Source organism: Bacillus sp. D48C (genome assembly GCF_053345735.1).
Window position 1 is genome coordinate 15933 of the sequence record NZ_JBKFAQ010000005.1, and the last position, 14923, is coordinate 30855.

The 14923-nt window shown below is 36.1% G+C and carries 16 protein-coding genes; 9 read left to right on the plus strand and 7 right to left on the minus strand.

Annotated elements, in window-relative coordinates; translation table 11 throughout:
• Positions 1 to 11: 11 nt before the first annotated feature.
• The gene (locus ACLBXA_RS14210; RefSeq protein ID WP_097825784.1) at positions 12 to 905 is read left to right on the plus strand and encodes an RluA family pseudouridine synthase; all 894 of its coding nucleotides are present in this window, start codon (positions 12 to 14) and stop codon (positions 903 to 905) included.
• A 48-nt stretch (positions 906 to 953) separates the two neighbouring features.
• Here ACLBXA_RS14210 and ACLBXA_RS14215 read toward each other — a convergent pair whose 3' ends face one another.
• The 7 genes from ACLBXA_RS14215 to ACLBXA_RS14245 all read right to left on the minus strand — a co-directional run bounded on the left by ACLBXA_RS14215 (position 954) and on the right by ACLBXA_RS14245 (position 8184).
• Positions 954 to 2342, minus strand: a complete 1389-nt coding sequence (locus ACLBXA_RS14215; protein WP_000730507.1) for a peptidase G2 autoproteolytic cleavage domain-containing protein — start codon at positions 2340 to 2342, stop codon at positions 954 to 956.
• Positions 2343 to 2478: 136 nt separating this feature from the next.
• The gene (gene prpE / locus ACLBXA_RS14220) at positions 2479 to 3219 is read right to left on the minus strand and encodes a bis(5'-nucleosyl)-tetraphosphatase PrpE (RefSeq protein WP_447617262.1); all 741 of its coding nucleotides are present in this window, start codon (positions 3217 to 3219) and stop codon (positions 2479 to 2481) included.
• 76 nt (positions 3220 to 3295) lie between these two features.
• Positions 3296 to 4456, minus strand: coding sequence for an FtsW/RodA/SpoVE family cell cycle protein (locus ACLBXA_RS14225; RefSeq protein WP_000655325.1), 1161 nt, complete (start codon positions 4454 to 4456; stop codon positions 3296 to 3298).
• 118 nt (positions 4457 to 4574) lie between these two features.
• Positions 4575 to 5501 carry a glycosyltransferase family 2 protein gene (locus ACLBXA_RS14230; protein WP_000135607.1) on the minus strand — a complete coding sequence of 309 codons (927 nt, stop codon included), beginning with the start codon at positions 5499 to 5501 and terminating at the stop codon, positions 4575 to 4577.
• Positions 5502 to 5514: 13 nt separating this feature from the next.
• A complete protein-coding gene (locus ACLBXA_RS14235) occupies positions 5515 to 6267 on the minus strand; it encodes a class I SAM-dependent methyltransferase (RefSeq protein ID WP_001292844.1) in 753 nt (250 codons plus the stop codon).
• Between the two features lie 184 nt (positions 6268 to 6451).
• Positions 6452 to 7297, minus strand: a complete 846-nt coding sequence (locus ACLBXA_RS14240; protein ID WP_000444387.1) for a TylF/MycF family methyltransferase — start codon at positions 7295 to 7297, stop codon at positions 6452 to 6454.
• A gap of 122 nt (positions 7298 to 7419) precedes the next feature.
• Positions 7420 to 8184, minus strand: a complete 765-nt coding sequence (locus tag ACLBXA_RS14245; protein ID WP_447617263.1) for a BclA C-terminal domain-containing protein — start codon at positions 8182 to 8184, stop codon at positions 7420 to 7422.
• A gap of 165 nt (positions 8185 to 8349) precedes the next feature.
• Between ACLBXA_RS14245 and ACLBXA_RS14250 the strand changes: the two genes are divergently transcribed.
• The 8 genes from ACLBXA_RS14250 to rfbD all read left to right on the plus strand — a co-directional run bounded on the left by ACLBXA_RS14250 (position 8350) and on the right by rfbD (position 14886).
• Positions 8350 to 9447, plus strand: a complete 1098-nt coding sequence (locus tag ACLBXA_RS14250; RefSeq protein WP_000932911.1) for a glycosyltransferase — start codon at positions 8350 to 8352, stop codon at positions 9445 to 9447.
• 211 nt (positions 9448 to 9658) lie between these two features.
• Positions 9659 to 10348 carry a class I SAM-dependent methyltransferase gene (locus ACLBXA_RS14255; protein ID WP_001078436.1) on the plus strand — a complete coding sequence of 230 codons (690 nt, stop codon included), beginning with the start codon at positions 9659 to 9661 and terminating at the stop codon, positions 10346 to 10348.
• Positions 10345 to 11031: a glycosyltransferase family protein gene (locus tag ACLBXA_RS14260; RefSeq protein WP_001271181.1), complete on the plus strand. Its 687-nt coding sequence runs from the start codon at positions 10345 to 10347 to the stop codon at positions 11029 to 11031. Before ACLBXA_RS14255 ends, ACLBXA_RS14260 begins: the two co-directional genes overlap by 4 nt.
• 14 nt (positions 11032 to 11045) lie before the next feature.
• A complete protein-coding gene (locus ACLBXA_RS14265; protein WP_000651525.1) occupies positions 11046 to 11726 on the plus strand; it encodes a glycosyltransferase family protein in 681 nt (226 codons plus the stop codon).
• A gap of 14 nt (positions 11727 to 11740) precedes the next feature.
• Positions 11741 to 12478, plus strand: coding sequence for a sugar phosphate nucleotidyltransferase (locus ACLBXA_RS14270; RefSeq protein ID WP_447617265.1), 738 nt, complete (start codon positions 11741 to 11743; stop codon positions 12476 to 12478).
• A gap of 8 nt (positions 12479 to 12486) precedes the next feature.
• The gene (gene rfbC / locus ACLBXA_RS14275) at positions 12487 to 13032 is read left to right on the plus strand and encodes a dTDP-4-dehydrorhamnose 3,5-epimerase (protein WP_000869412.1); all 546 of its coding nucleotides are present in this window, start codon (positions 12487 to 12489) and stop codon (positions 13030 to 13032) included.
• A gap of 15 nt (positions 13033 to 13047) precedes the next feature.
• A complete protein-coding gene (gene rfbB, locus ACLBXA_RS14280) occupies positions 13048 to 14019 on the plus strand; it encodes a dTDP-glucose 4,6-dehydratase (protein ID WP_001024179.1) in 972 nt (323 codons plus the stop codon).
• A gap of 12 nt (positions 14020 to 14031) precedes the next feature.
• The gene (gene rfbD / locus ACLBXA_RS14285) at positions 14032 to 14886 is read left to right on the plus strand and encodes a dTDP-4-dehydrorhamnose reductase (protein WP_000664661.1); all 855 of its coding nucleotides are present in this window, start codon (positions 14032 to 14034) and stop codon (positions 14884 to 14886) included.
• Positions 14887 to 14923: the final 37 nt, after the last annotated feature.

The window sequence follows — 14923 nt, forward strand, 5'->3', positions numbered from 1 at the left end:
GGGTTATAAATTTGAACAGATTTACATTGAAATGGGATATAGGACTGGCTGAAGAGAGTACTTTAGTTAGGGAATTTTTGAAAACGAAAGGTATTTCTAAAGCCGCTTTAACGGATATAAAGTTTCACGGCGGGGCAATTGAAGTAAATGGTCAACATGCGAGTGTTCGTCATCAGTTGCGCGCTAGTGAAGAATTACGCATCTTTTTTCCAGTGGAGGAAAGAAGTGAAGGGATGATTGCAGAAGATATCCCTTTATGCATTGTATATGAAGATGATGCGGTTCTTATCATTAATAAAGAGGCGAACATGTCAACGATTCCATCTAGGGAACATCCGACAGGGAGTGTTGCCAATGCGCTTTTATCTCATTATGATAAGCAGCATCTTGCAAGTACAGTACACATTGTAACACGGTTAGATCGTGATACTTCAGGGCTTATGCTTATTGCAAAAAATCGTTTCGTGCATCATCTTTTATCGAAGCAGCATCAACAAAAAGCTGTGAAACGAACGTATGAAGCAATTGTTCACGGTGAGATGGTAGAACGAGAAGGAATGATTGATGCACCAATTGGTCGGAAATCTGATAGCGTTATTGAGCGAACGGTTTGTGAGGATGGACAAAGGGCAGTTACTCATTTTAAAGTAATTGATAGTACATATCATAAGACACATGTAGCGCTGGAGCTTGAGACAGGAAGAACGCATCAAATTCGTGTGCATATGGCTCATATAGGACATCCATTACTTGGTGATAACTTATATGGAGGAAGAAGGGATGAAATGAAACGGCAAGCACTTCATAGTAAATCTTTGACGTTTTATCATCCTATTTTAGAGAAAGAAATGTCTTTCACTATAAAGATTCCAAGCGATATGCAAGAGTTACTTAGGAATGCTTAAAAAGGGAACAAAATTCTTATGTTATAAAGAATTTTGTTCCCTTTTTTCTTAGCGGAATAATATTAAAATTTGGTTTTCACGCGTACGCTTTATAACGAAAAATCCACTTTCGGCTTTTGTAGCAATGCCATTGTCATTTGGACGACAATATCCATGCGTTTCGCAAGTGCCGTCATCACGTACTAACATTTGCCCAATTAATCCGACAGGAAGCCACTCGGCGCGATCTTTTCTTGCTACATATTTGCAAGCTGGATCCCATTCTGTATTTAAAAGAGGTTGTATTTCTTCTGATTCCGTCCATACATATTGGCGTTTTCCAAAGTTGTCTGTTTTATAGCGTTTTTGCCAACTTAAAGCCCCGCTATTTCCTATAAGTGCAGGGGTTGCACTAGATATTCCTAAAATGAACGAATCGTGTGAAGTAGCTATCCGAATTTTTTCTTCGCTACTAAATGTAACGAAATAACCGACATCAATAGGTTTATGACCTTCTGTTTCAAACATTTGTGCAAAATCCGTTCCGCTTGCATTGTAAGACGCGCCCTCAATATACATTTCTCCATTATGGGCAAGCCATTTAGCACCGATATTATGGTCGGTGTCGTTTGCACCATTTGCAATAAACCAGGAATAAGCTTCTTCTGCAGTGCCGAAGCGCCCCATAATATGGCTACCTGCAAAATGAGCTGTTGATGTATGATGACCTTCCGCATGAGAAGAGAAGCCGTTAGCGATAGTTGCGGTTCCTTCTGCGTGTGCTGCTTCGCCTAAAGCAGTCGTCTGTTTACCCTCCGCATGAGAATAAGCACCGCCTGCTGTCGTTTCACTTCCCTCACTATGCGAACTATGTCCAGTTGCTTTTGAGTTGGATCCTTCTGCATGAGAGAAAGAACCTTTTGCGTGTGTTAATAAGCCTTCCGCATGTGCTGCCATGCCCTCCGCATGAGAGTGAAGCCCCTCCGCATATGCATATCGGCCGCCCCTTTTAACTTTTGTATTTTCAGGTGTAGGTGTCTCAATTATGAGTGGTTTTTCAGTTTGTATATCATTCGATGAAGCTAATGCTTCTTTTATTTTTTTTACTTTGTTTATAATAGCAGCTGGAATTTCTGGTTCCACTTTTTTATTTATTGCTACAGAATTATTTTCTTCCGCCGTTTCTTCTGTTTGGTTAGAACGTAGTACCTGTTCATCTTGATTTGAGAGCTGTTTATTTTTTTGTTGCATCTTTATTTTTCTGCGATCGATTATGTGGTTCATCACAGCATTTTCTAAAGAGACATATGTTGGTTTTACTTTGCTTTTTTTTGATGACTCTTGTTCTTCTAGTTCTTCTATGGCTGCAGCCCGAATGCTACACCAGTTGTTAATTCCGTACATGGGCAGATATAAAGGGGGAAATTTTCTTTTTTGTTTAGAAGATTTTTTCTTCATTCTGTCACCTCCTGCGACATTATATGTAAAGTAATTAAAAAAAGATGCACTTTATTGCATCTTTTTTTAATTACTTTACCTAGTTTTATATGAGATTTGCCTAAATAATACGGTAATCTCTCGCTAAGTAAGGTAGTTATGAAATTGGACGGAACTTCTCAGCGACAAAAGGTAAAGAAGAAGGGACAGAGATAGTCTCCATTTCAGGATAACGTAATCCGGTTAATTTGCCACCAAATACAGCACCAGTATCAATATTGACTGTCTGATTGACGAATCGAGGTTCTTTTACTGGTGTATGTCCATATACAATCCAAGCTTGCCCCTTGTATTCTTGCGCCCAATCGCGACGGACAGGTGAGCCATCGGCATGCTTTTCTCCTGTAATATCACCATATAATACAAAGGTTTGTACTTTTTTATCTCGTCTTCCTATGTAATCTTGCCGAATCCCAGCGTGACATACGATTACTTTTTTTTCATCTAGTATGTGGTAGAGTGGTGATTGTTCATAAAGAGTGATAAACTTTTCTTTTATAATGTTTTGCTTATGAGAAGGAAGTGCCTCATATTCAGCGACAGTTGTTTCAAGTCCGTGAGCGATTGTTACATTACGTTCAAGGAAAAATCGATATAGTTTATTACAGTGATTTCCAGGAGCGTAATAAGCTTCTTTTTTATGTATGACAAGTTCCCATACAATTTCGATCATACGTAATGAATGAGGACCACGGTCTGTAATATCACCAACGAATGCAAGTTTACGTTGTTCAGGGTGGATCGGTAGACCGCTACTCCAGTTATACCCTAGCTTCTCTGTTAAATTTTGAAACTCTTGGAAGCATCCATGAATATCTCCTATAATGTCATATTTCATATTTAAACCTCCATCGTATTTTTCATTAGTATATCTAAAAAAGGATAGAGATAAAAATATAGCGTTTTTGTGTTGTTCATTTAAACATAAAGCTTTTCGTTCTTGAGCGAATATTTAAAATGAATCCAATCGCAATCATGTATGTAAGCAGTGAACTTCCTCCGTAGCTCATAAGAGGTAATGTTATCCCTGTAATGGGAAGTAATCCGATTGTCATCCCGATATTTTGGAATACTTGGAAAGTAAACATTCCGATTGTACCAGCGCAAATGTAACTACCGAAAGGGTCATTACTTTCTAAAGCGATATGAATCATTCGAAAAATGAGTAAGAAAAAAAGTGAAATAATGACACTTGCACCTAGAAATCCAAATTGTTCAGCGACATTAGTGAAAATAAAATCTGTATGTGGTTCTGGAAAATATACTTGTCCATTTTCCCACCCCTTTCCTTGCATTTCTCCGGATCCAGTCGCTAAGAATGCTTGTCTTAATTGATAGCCTTGCGCATCATATTTGTAAGGTGCCAACCATCCGTAGAAGCGATTTAATTGATATTCTTTTAAAATGTGTGCTTTAAAGAAATCTGTGTGAGTAAAAAAAATATATATTAATGTAGATCCAGCCACGAAAGTACCTGAAACTAATCCGAAAATAAAACGCCATCGTATGCCAGAAACTAGTATCATTGCTGCAAGCATCGCTGAAATGACCATTGTGTTTCCTAAATCTGGTTCTTTTGCAATAAGTAGTAGTGGTGGCAAGCTTGTCGCAAATATTTTTCCAAGTAATAAAAAATCGTCACGCATTGTTTGGGAAAAATATTTCTCATTATGATTTGCTATAATTCGTCCAATGACGATAATTAAAAACAATTTCATAATTTCAGAAGGCTGAAAATTTCCGATGCCTGGGAGCCTGTACCAAGCGGTAGCGCCTTTAATTGTAACGGCACCTGGTACTTGAAGTTCTAGTCCAATAAGTAGTACCATTGCAAAGCTATACAAATACCAAGCAATTTTTTGATAACGATCGAAATCGATAATCATAATAACACCAATGGCTATAAATCCAATGAAGTACCATTGGATTTGCTTGAGTACAAAATTGACGTTTTGTAAAAATGGCGGTAAGGAGGCTTGCGCACTTGCAATAGCACAACAACTAACAATCCCAATGGCAAATAAAATAAATAGTAATACGTAGTCTATTTGATATTGAGAATTTGAATCTTTCAATGTAGGTATTCCTTTCTACTGCTCTTTATAGTAATGGATTTTATAGTATGAGAAAGAATGTATGAACTATACGAATGATTCACATATAGTCCATACACTTTTGATTTTGCAGAGTAGTTTAATTGTTTAACTCTTTAATAATTATATCCAAACAATGGGCAAGACGTACATGTGCGTCAGGAAAAATATCTAGTTGATGAAGGTAGTATTTTAAGGAACTTTTACACCATTTGTAAGCACTAAGTAGAGCTGTTCTATAGTCTATAGTATTTTGTAAAAATCCATATTCTTTTGATGTTATAACGAGGTGTGTGAAATCTTCGCAACCTTGAAGTAGTTTATTGTGTATTTGTTGTCCAGCATGGTAGCGAAATTGACTTAAAGGCTCAGAAATGTATATTGCATTTCCTTTAGAAAGTAAAGAAATCCATGAGGCCATATCAACACTACAAGAATATTGTCGCTCTTTAAGGGTGCCAAAAGGTTCAGTGAGCAAGTTCTTTCGAAACAAAGTAGTTGTAGGTTCGCCGATAATGTTGTGGCCGGCCTTTAGCATCCAGTCGCCTAAAAATATTCCGTTTAATGGGGTATCTTCGCTATATAACTTTTGTGTTGGATGGGCATCGCCGATTAGATTTCCATGATCATCAATACGTACTCGATAAGAAGTAACAAGAGCAAGATCTTTATTGGAATCTTGCTCAAAATAGGCCATCATTTTTTGTATTTTATGCTTATAAAACACGTCATCGTCCATTAAAAAATTTATATACTCACCATTTGATTTTTCTATGAGCATAAGGTCATTGTGAAATTGTCCTAGAGTAGAGATATTTCGAATGTATGTTATATTTTTATAATTTGGTAAGTATTGTTCATGGATTAGAGTTGCTGTTTCATCATTTGTACTATCATCTCCGATGATGATTTCAATATTTGAATAAGTTTGTGCCAATGCACTTTCTAGAGCGATTTTGAAATAATGGGGTCGATTATAAGTGGGAATAAGGATAGAAACGAGAGGTAGATTTTTTTCACTCGCCATACATAACTTCCTTTCAGAAGCTTTTTTTTGTAAGAACAATATCTTGGTAACTTGTATATTCTGGTCTGCCGCACCATAAACCATAATGTGGCTTATTGATTATTTCTAGACCATACTTATTCAATAGATTGCAAATATCTGTCTCAGGATAAGCAACTGCAAAATTGGGAATATCTTTATTTACAACGTAGCAATTTTCAATTCGATGATAAAAACCTAATGTACTTTGTCCTGCATTTAAATAATAGGACGATTCAGGATTTATTAGAAAGAATGTAATGAAACATCTCCCGTCTTTTTTTAATACACGTACAATTTCAGATACGTAATGTTCTAATTCTTTTGGAAGAAGATGTGTAAATACAGAAGTTAAAAAGATAAAATCGAATGTTCCGTCTTCATAGGGAAAACGATATTGAGAGGCATCTTCTTTTCCTTCTGGATTATAGAATTGATTGTATATGTCAACATGTTCAAAGTGAAAATTATTACGCATAGTTGAAATGTTATTTTGACACCAAGTAATTCCATCTTTAAACAAATCAAATCCATAATATGCTCCATCATCATTTAAGTAATTCATTAATGGTACAGCCATTCGGCCGACGCCGCAGCCTACATCTAATACTTTTTCATTTGATTTTAAAGCGCCAATTTGAATAAAATGCTTTAGGAACTCTTTTCCCACCTTTTTGAAGTCGCCACCTACATATTGGACGAGTTCAGGAGGGGGGAGTAAAGTCATTTCTTTGTTAAGTTCGCTCATGAGTATACCCCTTTCTTGTGTGAGAATATGCAGTCACTCTATTAATAAAATTTTCAATTTGTAGTGAGAGAACAAAGGAAAACAATTGTTATATGTAAGGAGATTCCACAAAAGAAATACTTAATTGGATTAGAAGTAAGAGAAGAATGAGTGAAAATGGAATCTCCTATAGATTAAATCTTGTTTATTCTTTTCTCCAATAAACGCCAAATACATCAATTTTAGTAATAGGGGCTTTTAAATTTCGTTGCTTTCTAAAGTCTGTCACAGCCTCAGCGCATGGCGGTAGCCCGTAGTCATCGATAATTATATAGCCACCTTTAGAAACTTTATCATATAAGTTCATGAGACCATCCATGGTGGATTCGTACATATCACCATCAAGCCGTGCAATTGCTATTTTTTCAATTGGTGCTGTTGGTAAAGTATCTTTAAACCAACCTTTTAAAAATTTCACTTGATCATTTAGTAAATCATATTTTTTAAAATTCTCTTGTACTTGTTCTAAAGAGACGCGTAAGTAATCGAATGTGTGTAAATAATCACCGTAATCTTTTGGATATTGTTCTAGATTCGGTGCTGGCAAACCTTCAAATGAATCTGCGACCCACACAGTACGATTCGTAATGTTGTTTGCTTGTAAAAAACCATTCATAAAAATGCATGATCCTCCGCGCCATACACCTGTTTCAATAAAATCTCCCTCTATATTTTCACGAACAACGGTTTCCATTGCCTCTTGTAATTGGTTCATACGTTCTCGACCAATCATGCTATGTGCTGCTCTTGGCCAATCCATTCCATCATGACGTTCACTTTTTGAAACATTTGGTTTTACAATTTTTAAGTTATGGTTTTCGGCATATTGCTTAATGAATAAAGGGAGGGGGACTGTAACGGGTTCGAATTCTAGTTCTTTCGAAATATGTAGAGATGCGGGTAAGTATGCCTCATATTCCAACCATATTTCAAATAAAATTGTTTTCTTTAGCAATTCGAGATAAAGCTGAACAGCAGATTTACTTTCCATATTTGTGCCTCCTGCAAAATGTCATACAACAATATGATTATGTAGCTAACGAATGTTTCATGATTGAATTTGAAATTGAAAAAGCAGTAAAACTGATATCAGTTTTACTGCTAAGTAAAAAATTAAGCAACTTTTTCAATAATAATGGATGCACTCGTACCAAGAGCTAATGATAGCCCAAGTCCTGTAACAATTACTTCAACCAATGATGGAGTTGTCGTAATTTGCGTAATTGCTTGAATAACGATAGGTGCTCCAAGTGAGATTAAACTTGATCCAGTACCTGGTACAGGTACTCCATTCACTTGGATTGTAAGACCTCCTAATAAGCTTACTGTTGCAGTATTAGCGATAACAGTAATTTTATAGAATCCAGTTTCACTAATTACGAAAGTGTCAGCATCTAATTGAGAAATTGCTGTACCAAACTGAGATCCAACAGTATTAAATGGTACTGGATCATTAATTCCTAGATCTAAAGAAATCCCACCGGAGTTAAATGCATATAATCCTGCTGGAAGTCCTAATCCGGATGGTCCAGTCGGTCCAGTAGCCCCCGTAGGTCCAGTAGCCCCAGTGTCACCAGTAGGCCCGGTAGGTCCAGTAGCCCCAGTGTCACCAGTAGGCCCCGTAAGTCCAGTAGCCCCAGTGTCACCAGTAGGCCCGGTAGGTCCAGTAGCCCCAGTGTCACCAGTAGGCCCGGTAGGTCCAGTTATTCCAGTTCCTCCGCCAGTAGGCCCGGTAGGTCCAGTAGGCCCGGTAGGCCCAGTTGGAAGGGTAAACGGTGGTATCGGTGGTAATGTTGGTCCTACAAGATTAGGGTCAAATGCACTAGCTGATAAAGATTCATCGGGATTTAATCCATTTGAATAATTATTATTTGACATAAATTCACCTCCATAAAGCGTTCATTATATAGTAGATGCAAAACCGAAAGAAAATGACACGGACATTTGAATTATTGAAAAGAAATCTTAAACTACTTGAACAATTTAAAAAAATGGAAAGTTTAGTATATGTATAACATATGATTGATTTGGAAGAGGGTGATTATGTTGAACAAGCAAGGAATTACAATTAGTTTATGTATGATTGTTCGAGATGAGGAGGAGACAATAGCCCGTTGTTTAGAGACAGTTGAGAAAATTGTGGATGAAATTATAGTAGTGGATACAGGTTCCGTCGATCGAACGAAAGAAATCGTAGAGAAATACACTTCTAACATATATGATTTCCAGTGGATTGATGATTTTGCGGCAGCAAGAAATTTTTCTTTTTCAAAAGCGACGCAAGAGTATATATTGTGGCTAGATGCAGATGACGTATTATTAGAAGATGCTCAAGAAGCATTGAAACTCTTAAAAATAGAATTAGATCCTAAATTTGATGCTGTTTCGATGCCTTATCATCTTGCGATGGATTCTAACGGGAAACCTTTATATTGTACAAAAAGAAATCGACTTGTAAAGCGTGAAAAACAATTTCAATGGTTTGGAAAGGTTCATGAGTATTTAGCTATTGCTGGTGAGACTTTTAGTAGTAAAGTTGCTATTACACATAAAAAAGAAAAAAAAGTAACAAATCGTAATTTGAAAATTTTTCAAAATACTGTAGCTGCAGGGGAAGAATTGAGTTCGAGGGATTTATTTTATTACGCAAATGAATCTATGGATAACCAAAAATATGATGATGCAGTTCTTCTTTATGAAACATTTCTTAATCAAGACGAAGGATGGTATGAAGAGAAAATTTATGCATGTGGTAAGTTAGGAGATTGCTATGCGAAGCTCGGAATGTGGGAGAAGGCAATCGAATCTTGTGTGAAGTCGTTTCGGTATGACGTCCCTAGAGGAGAGAATTGTACAAGAATAGGATATATATATATGGAACAAGAAAAATATAATGAAGCGATATTTTGGTTTAAACTTGCAACGGAAGTACCAATGGCAACGGAAAGTCCTTTTCATAGTCCAGCTAGCTACACATGGCTACCCTATTTACAAATGTGTATTTGTTATAGCAGGTTAGGGGAGCAGGATAAAGCGTATTATTACAATGAATTAGCAGCTTCTTATGTTCCGAATAATGCTGCAATTGAATATAACCGTAAATATTTTCGGGGAGTTTTTGATAAACCATATAAAGCGTAATAGGTTTCGTTTTTTAGAAATGATTTATCGTTATTCTAACTCTAATAGATTGGTTATATATTAGAGTATCAGTAACGAAACCAATATAGATAAAAAATTTTATAAAGCTATTTGCGGGCTAATAATCAGTGGGGGATGAACAAAATCTGCACTTTATAGAATTCATATGAGATTTATATTTCTAATTCAATTTGCATAAGGAGTGTGTGAAATGAATCGCGAAAAAAGTTCTTTATATGAAGAAAAATCCGAGCATTATTATAATGCAGCGAATCCGAATTTATTAAAGCATATAAAAAAGGAATGGAAAGAAGTTCTTGATATTGGTTGCTCGAGCGGTACATTGGGAGCAGCTATTAAAGAAAATGGTACACGTGTATCAGGAATCGAGGCATTTCCAGAGGCTGCAGAAAAAGCGAAAGAAAGACTAGATCATGTTATTTTAGGGGATATAGAAAAAATAGATCTTCCTTATGAGGAGGGGCAATTTGATTGCATCCTATTTGGAGATGTATTAGAGCATTTATTTGATCCATGGGCTGTGATTGAAAAGGTTAAGCCATATATAAAGCAAAATGGTGTGATTTTAGCAAGTATACCAAACGTTGCTCATATTTCAGTATTAGCTCCCTTACTTGCCGGAAATTGGACGTATACAGAATATGGTTTATTAGATAAAACACATATTCGTTTCTTTACATTTAATGAAATGCTAAGAATGTTTTTAAAAGCAGGATATGTTATTAGTAAAGTAGATCGTGTATATGTTGATCATAAAATGTATGAGCCACTTATTGAGGAGTTATATGGAATTTGTAAAAAATATCGTCTTGGAAGTGGCTTCATGGCTGAGACAGTTGTATTTCAGTATATTATTGAAGCTGAAAAATCACAATTATGAGTGCTGCAGACAAAACAATATTATTTGTTACATGTATAAATGATCGGAAATTGTATGCAAACTGCGTGCGACATATATTGCAATTGTTAGTACCACCAGGGTATATTGTCCAATTTATGCCGATTCGAAATGCGAAAAGTATGACGAGTGGATACAATCAAGCCATTTCGCATCCAGCGAAGTATAAAGTGTATTTACATCAAGATGTTTTTATTATAAATAGAGCTTTTTTATACGGATTACTTCAATTATTTGAGGAACATGAACACCTTGGTATGATTGGGATGGTTGGAGCGCAATATGTTCCTCCAACTGGTGTATGGAACGAAGGGCGTGGAATTGTAGGAAAGGTCATTGGTTATATGAATGATTTGTTTTATATGGCAAGTTTAGAACAACCGTATCACGAATCAAAAACATTTATTCCTGTAGAATGTATTGACGGTTTATTAATGGCGACACAATATGATGTTCCGTGGCGAGAAGACTTATTTGACGGATTTGACTTTTATGATGTATCTCAATCATTTGAATTTAAAAAAGCAGGATATACAGTCGGTGTACCTGTACAGCGCGATGCTTGGTGTATCCATTATCATTTTGATGTGAATATGACGAACTATGAGAAGTATCGGGAAATATTTGTGGAACACTATATGTCAGAGGTAAATAAGGAAGAATAAAAGGGGGGACAAAAATGAAAGATCATACAATATTAGTTGTTGTTTGTGTAAATAATGAAGAGCTTTTCAAACAATGTGAGAGCCAAATCAGAAACATTTTTGTTCCCCCTGGCTATGTCGTACAAATTTTTCCGATACGAGATGCACAAAGTATGGCAAGTGCATACAACCGAGCCCTTTCATATCCAGCGAAATACAAAGTGTATATACATCAAGATACATATCTTATTAATCGAGACATGTTTTCTACACTTATATCTCTTTTTAAAGAAAATGAAAAGCTTGGTTTAATAGGAGTCGCTGGGGCTCAGTTTTTACCGAATAACGGGATATGGTGGGAAGGAAAAAATTTAGTAGGGAAAGTGATTGAATACAGAAGACAGAATTATCAATTATTAAATTTAGATCAGGTTTTTTATGGTAATCAACCATTTTTGTCAGTTCAGGCAATTGATGGTTTATTCATGGCAACGCAGTATGATATTCCGTGGCGAGAAGATTTGTTTCAAGGGTTTCACTTTTATGATGTGTCACAGTCTTTAGAGTTTCAAAGGGCTGGTTATTTAATCGGTATCCCAAATCAAGCAAATTTATGGTGTATTCATTACAACGGGGATGAGTTTGATGCGGATACATATGAGAAGTACCGGCAAGTGTTTATAGAACATTACAAAGATATATTATCTCCATCATAAAGGAGAGATGCAGAGTGAAAGGAATTATTTTAGCAGGTGGTACTGGATCGAGATTATATCCAATAACGAAAGTAACGAATAAACATTTACTTCCTGTTGGTCGGTATCCGATGATTTATCATGCGGTATATAAGCTAAAACAATGCGATATTACAGACATTATGATTATTACAGGTAAAGAGCATATGGGGGATGTTGTTAGCTTCTTAGGGAGTGGTCATGAATTTAGCGTGTCCTTTACGTATCGTGTGCAAGATAAAGCGGGCGGTATCGCACAGGCGTTAGGGCTTTGTGAAGATTTCGTCGGGAATGATCGTATGGTAGTTATATTGGGGGATAATATTTTTTCAGATGATATTCTTCCGTATGTTGAAGAGTTTGCAAATCAAAAAGAAGGTGCGAAAGTGCTCTTGCAATCTGTAGAAGATCCCGAAAGATTTGGCGTAGCACATATTCAAAACCGAAAAATAGTTGAAATTGAAGAAAAGCCGAAAGAGCCGAAAAGTTCTTATGCTGTTACGGGAATTTATTTGTATGATTCGAAAGTTTTTTCTTATATTAAAGAATTAAAACCTTCTGCACGGGGAGAACTTGAAATTACAGATATAAATAATTGGTATTTAAAACGAGGGGTACTTACTTATAATGAAATGAGCGGCTGGTGGACTGATGCGGGAACTCATGCTTCTCTTCAAAAGGCGAATACGTTAGCACGGGATATTGATTTTGGGAAACAGTTTAACGGAGAATAGGTGAGAATATGAAAGTCGTAGAAACAAATTTTATCGATGCAAAATTGTTAGAACCGAGGTTGTTTGGAGACGAGCGTGGCTTTTTTTCAGAAAGCTATAATAAGCAGGTGCTAGAAACATTAGGGATTACGTATTCATTTGTACAGGATAACGTATCTTATTCGGCTAAGGCAGGAACGATTCGGGGACTACACTTTCAAAAAAAACCGAAAGCACAAACGAAACTCATTCAAGTTATGCAAGGGGCAATTTATGATGTTATCGTTGATTTACGAAAAAAATCACCAACATTTAAACAATGGAAAGGGTATATTTTAAGTGCAGATAACCATCGACAATTACTAGTGCCAAAAGGGTTTGCGCATGGATTTTGCACCCTTGTTCCGCATACTATCGTTATGTATAAAGTAGATGAATATTATAGCGCAGAGCATGACTCAGGATTACTTTGGGAAGATAAAGATTTAGCAATTCCTTGGCCAGTAACCGATCCTATATTGTCCGATAAGGATCAGATATTACCATTACTAGAGGAATATGAAGATAGTTTTTAAGTAGGAGCGTTGTTTATGAATATATTAGTAACAGGTGGGGCTGGATTTATTGGAAGTAATTTCGTTCATTATATGCTACAAAGTTATGAAACATATAAAATTATTAATTACGATGCATTAACATATAGCGGGAATTTAAATAACGTAAAATCTCTTCAGAATCACCCGAATTACTCTTTTGTAAAAGGAGAAATTCAAAATGGAGAGCTATTAGAACATATTATAAAAGAGCGAGACGTACAAGTGATTGTAAATTTTGCAGCTGAATCACATGTGGACCGTAGTATTGAAAATCCGATTCCTTTTTATGATACAAATGTAATTGGGACGGTCACTTTATTAGAACTAGTTAAAAAATATTCGCATATAAAACTTGTGCAAGTATCAACGGATGAAGTGTATGGCTCTTTAGGGAAAATAGGGAAATTCACAGAGAAAACGCCGTTAGCTCCAAATAGTCCATATTCTTCAAGTAAGGCGAGCGCGGACCTGATAGCTCTATCTTACTATAAAACATATCACTTACCGGTTATAGTAACGCGTTGTTCTAACAATTATGGGCCGTACCAGTATCCCGAGAAATTAATTCCGTTAATGGTTACGAATGCACTGGAAGGAAAAAAACTACCGTTATATGGTGATGGTTTAAATGTAAGAGATTGGTTACATGTAACGGATCATTGTAGTGCGATTGACGTTGTTCTGCATAAGGGACGTGTAGGAGAAGTATATAATATAGGTGGAAATAATGAAAAAACAAATGTAGAAGTTGTGGAACAAATTATTACTCTTTTAGGAAAAACAAAAAAAGATATCGAATATGTTACAGATCGTTTAGGGCACGATCGTCGTTATGCGATTGATGCAGAGAAAATGAAGAATGAATTTGATTGGGAACCGAAATATACGTTTGAACAAGGATTACAAGAGACGGTGAAATGGTATGAAAAGAATAAGGAATGGTGGAAACTACTAAAAGACCAGTAAGGGGCATGTTAAATGAAAGAGAGGGTTATCATAACAGGAGCAAACGGCCAATTAGGAAAGCAACTATTTGAAGAGTTAAACTCTGAAGAATATGATATATATCCATTTGATAAAAAGTTATTAGATGTGACAAATATATCCCGAATTCAACAAGTGGTACAAGAAATAAAACCACATATAATTATTCATTGTGCTGCCTATACGAAAGTAGATCATGCTGAGAAAGAACAGGATCTTGCATATAGAATAAATGCAATCGGAGCTCGAAATGTAGCGGTCGCTTCACAATTAGTAGGAGCGAAACTAGTTTATATTAGTACTGATTATGTATTTCAAGGCGCTAGACCAGAGGGATACGATGAATTTCATAGTCCAGCGCCGATAAATATATATGGAGCCTCTAAGTATGCTGGGGAGCAGTTCGTCAAAGAGTTACATAATAAATATTTTATCGTTCGCACATCGTGGCTATATGGTAAATATGGAAATAATTTTGTGAAAACGATGATGCGATTAGGAAAAGAAAGAGATGAAATATCTGTTGTAGCGGATCAAGTTGGCTCTCCTACGTATGTGGCGGATTTAAATATAGTTATTAATAAGCTCATTCATACTTCTTTATACGGTACATACCACGTATCAAACAGAGGCTCATGCTCTTGGTTTGAATTTGCAAAAAAGATATTTTCGTATACAAATATGAAAGTGAATGTGTTACCTGTTTCAACGGAAGAATTCGGGGCTGCGGCTGCGAGGCCCAAATATTCTATCTTTCAACATAACATGCTACGATTAAATGGTTTTTTACAAATGCCGTCTTGGGAAGAAGGATTAGAGCGCTTTTTTATAGAAACCAAAAGTCATTAACAAATTTCTGTTAATGACTTTTTTGTTTGCCTTTAAG

Bases quoted from the DNA above. Each gene is read 5' to 3' on its own strand.
- ACLBXA_RS14235 (WP_001292844.1), bottom strand. From the start codon at position 6,267: ATGAGCGAACTTAACAAAGAAATGACTTTACTCCCCCCTCCTGAACTC.
- ACLBXA_RS14215 (WP_000730507.1), bottom strand. From the start codon at position 2,342: ATGAAGAAAAAATCTTCTAAACAAAAAAGAAAATTTCCCCCTTTATAT.
- ACLBXA_RS14240 (WP_000444387.1), bottom strand. From the start codon at position 7,297: ATGGAAAGTAAATCTGCTGTTCAGCTTTATCTCGAATTGCTAAAGAAA.
- ACLBXA_RS14255 (WP_001078436.1), top strand. From the start codon at position 9,659: ATGAATCGCGAAAAAAGTTCTTTATATGAAGAAAAATCCGAGCATTAT.
- prpE (WP_447617262.1), bottom strand. From the start codon at position 3,219: ATGAAATATGACATTATAGGAGATATTCATGGATGCTTCCAAGAGTTT.
- ACLBXA_RS14265 (WP_000651525.1), top strand. From the start codon at position 11,046: ATGAAAGATCATACAATATTAGTTGTTGTTTGTGTAAATAATGAAGAG.
- ACLBXA_RS14260 (WP_001271181.1), top strand. From the start codon at position 10,345: ATGAGTGCTGCAGACAAAACAATATTATTTGTTACATGTATAAATGAT.
- ACLBXA_RS14230 (WP_000135607.1), bottom strand. From the start codon at position 5,501: ATGGCGAGTGAAAAAAATCTACCTCTCGTTTCTATCCTTATTCCCACT.
- ACLBXA_RS14250 (WP_000932911.1), top strand. From the start codon at position 8,350: ATGTTGAACAAGCAAGGAATTACAATTAGTTTATGTATGATTGTTCGA.
- rfbC (WP_000869412.1), top strand. From the start codon at position 12,487: ATGAAAGTCGTAGAAACAAATTTTATCGATGCAAAATTGTTAGAACCG.
- ACLBXA_RS14245 (WP_447617263.1), bottom strand. From the start codon at position 8,184: ATGTCAAATAATAATTATTCAAATGGATTAAATCCCGATGAATCTTTA.
- rfbD (WP_000664661.1), top strand. From the start codon at position 14,032: ATGAAAGAGAGGGTTATCATAACAGGAGCAAACGGCCAATTAGGAAAG.
- rfbB (WP_001024179.1), top strand. From the start codon at position 13,048: ATGAATATATTAGTAACAGGTGGGGCTGGATTTATTGGAAGTAATTTC.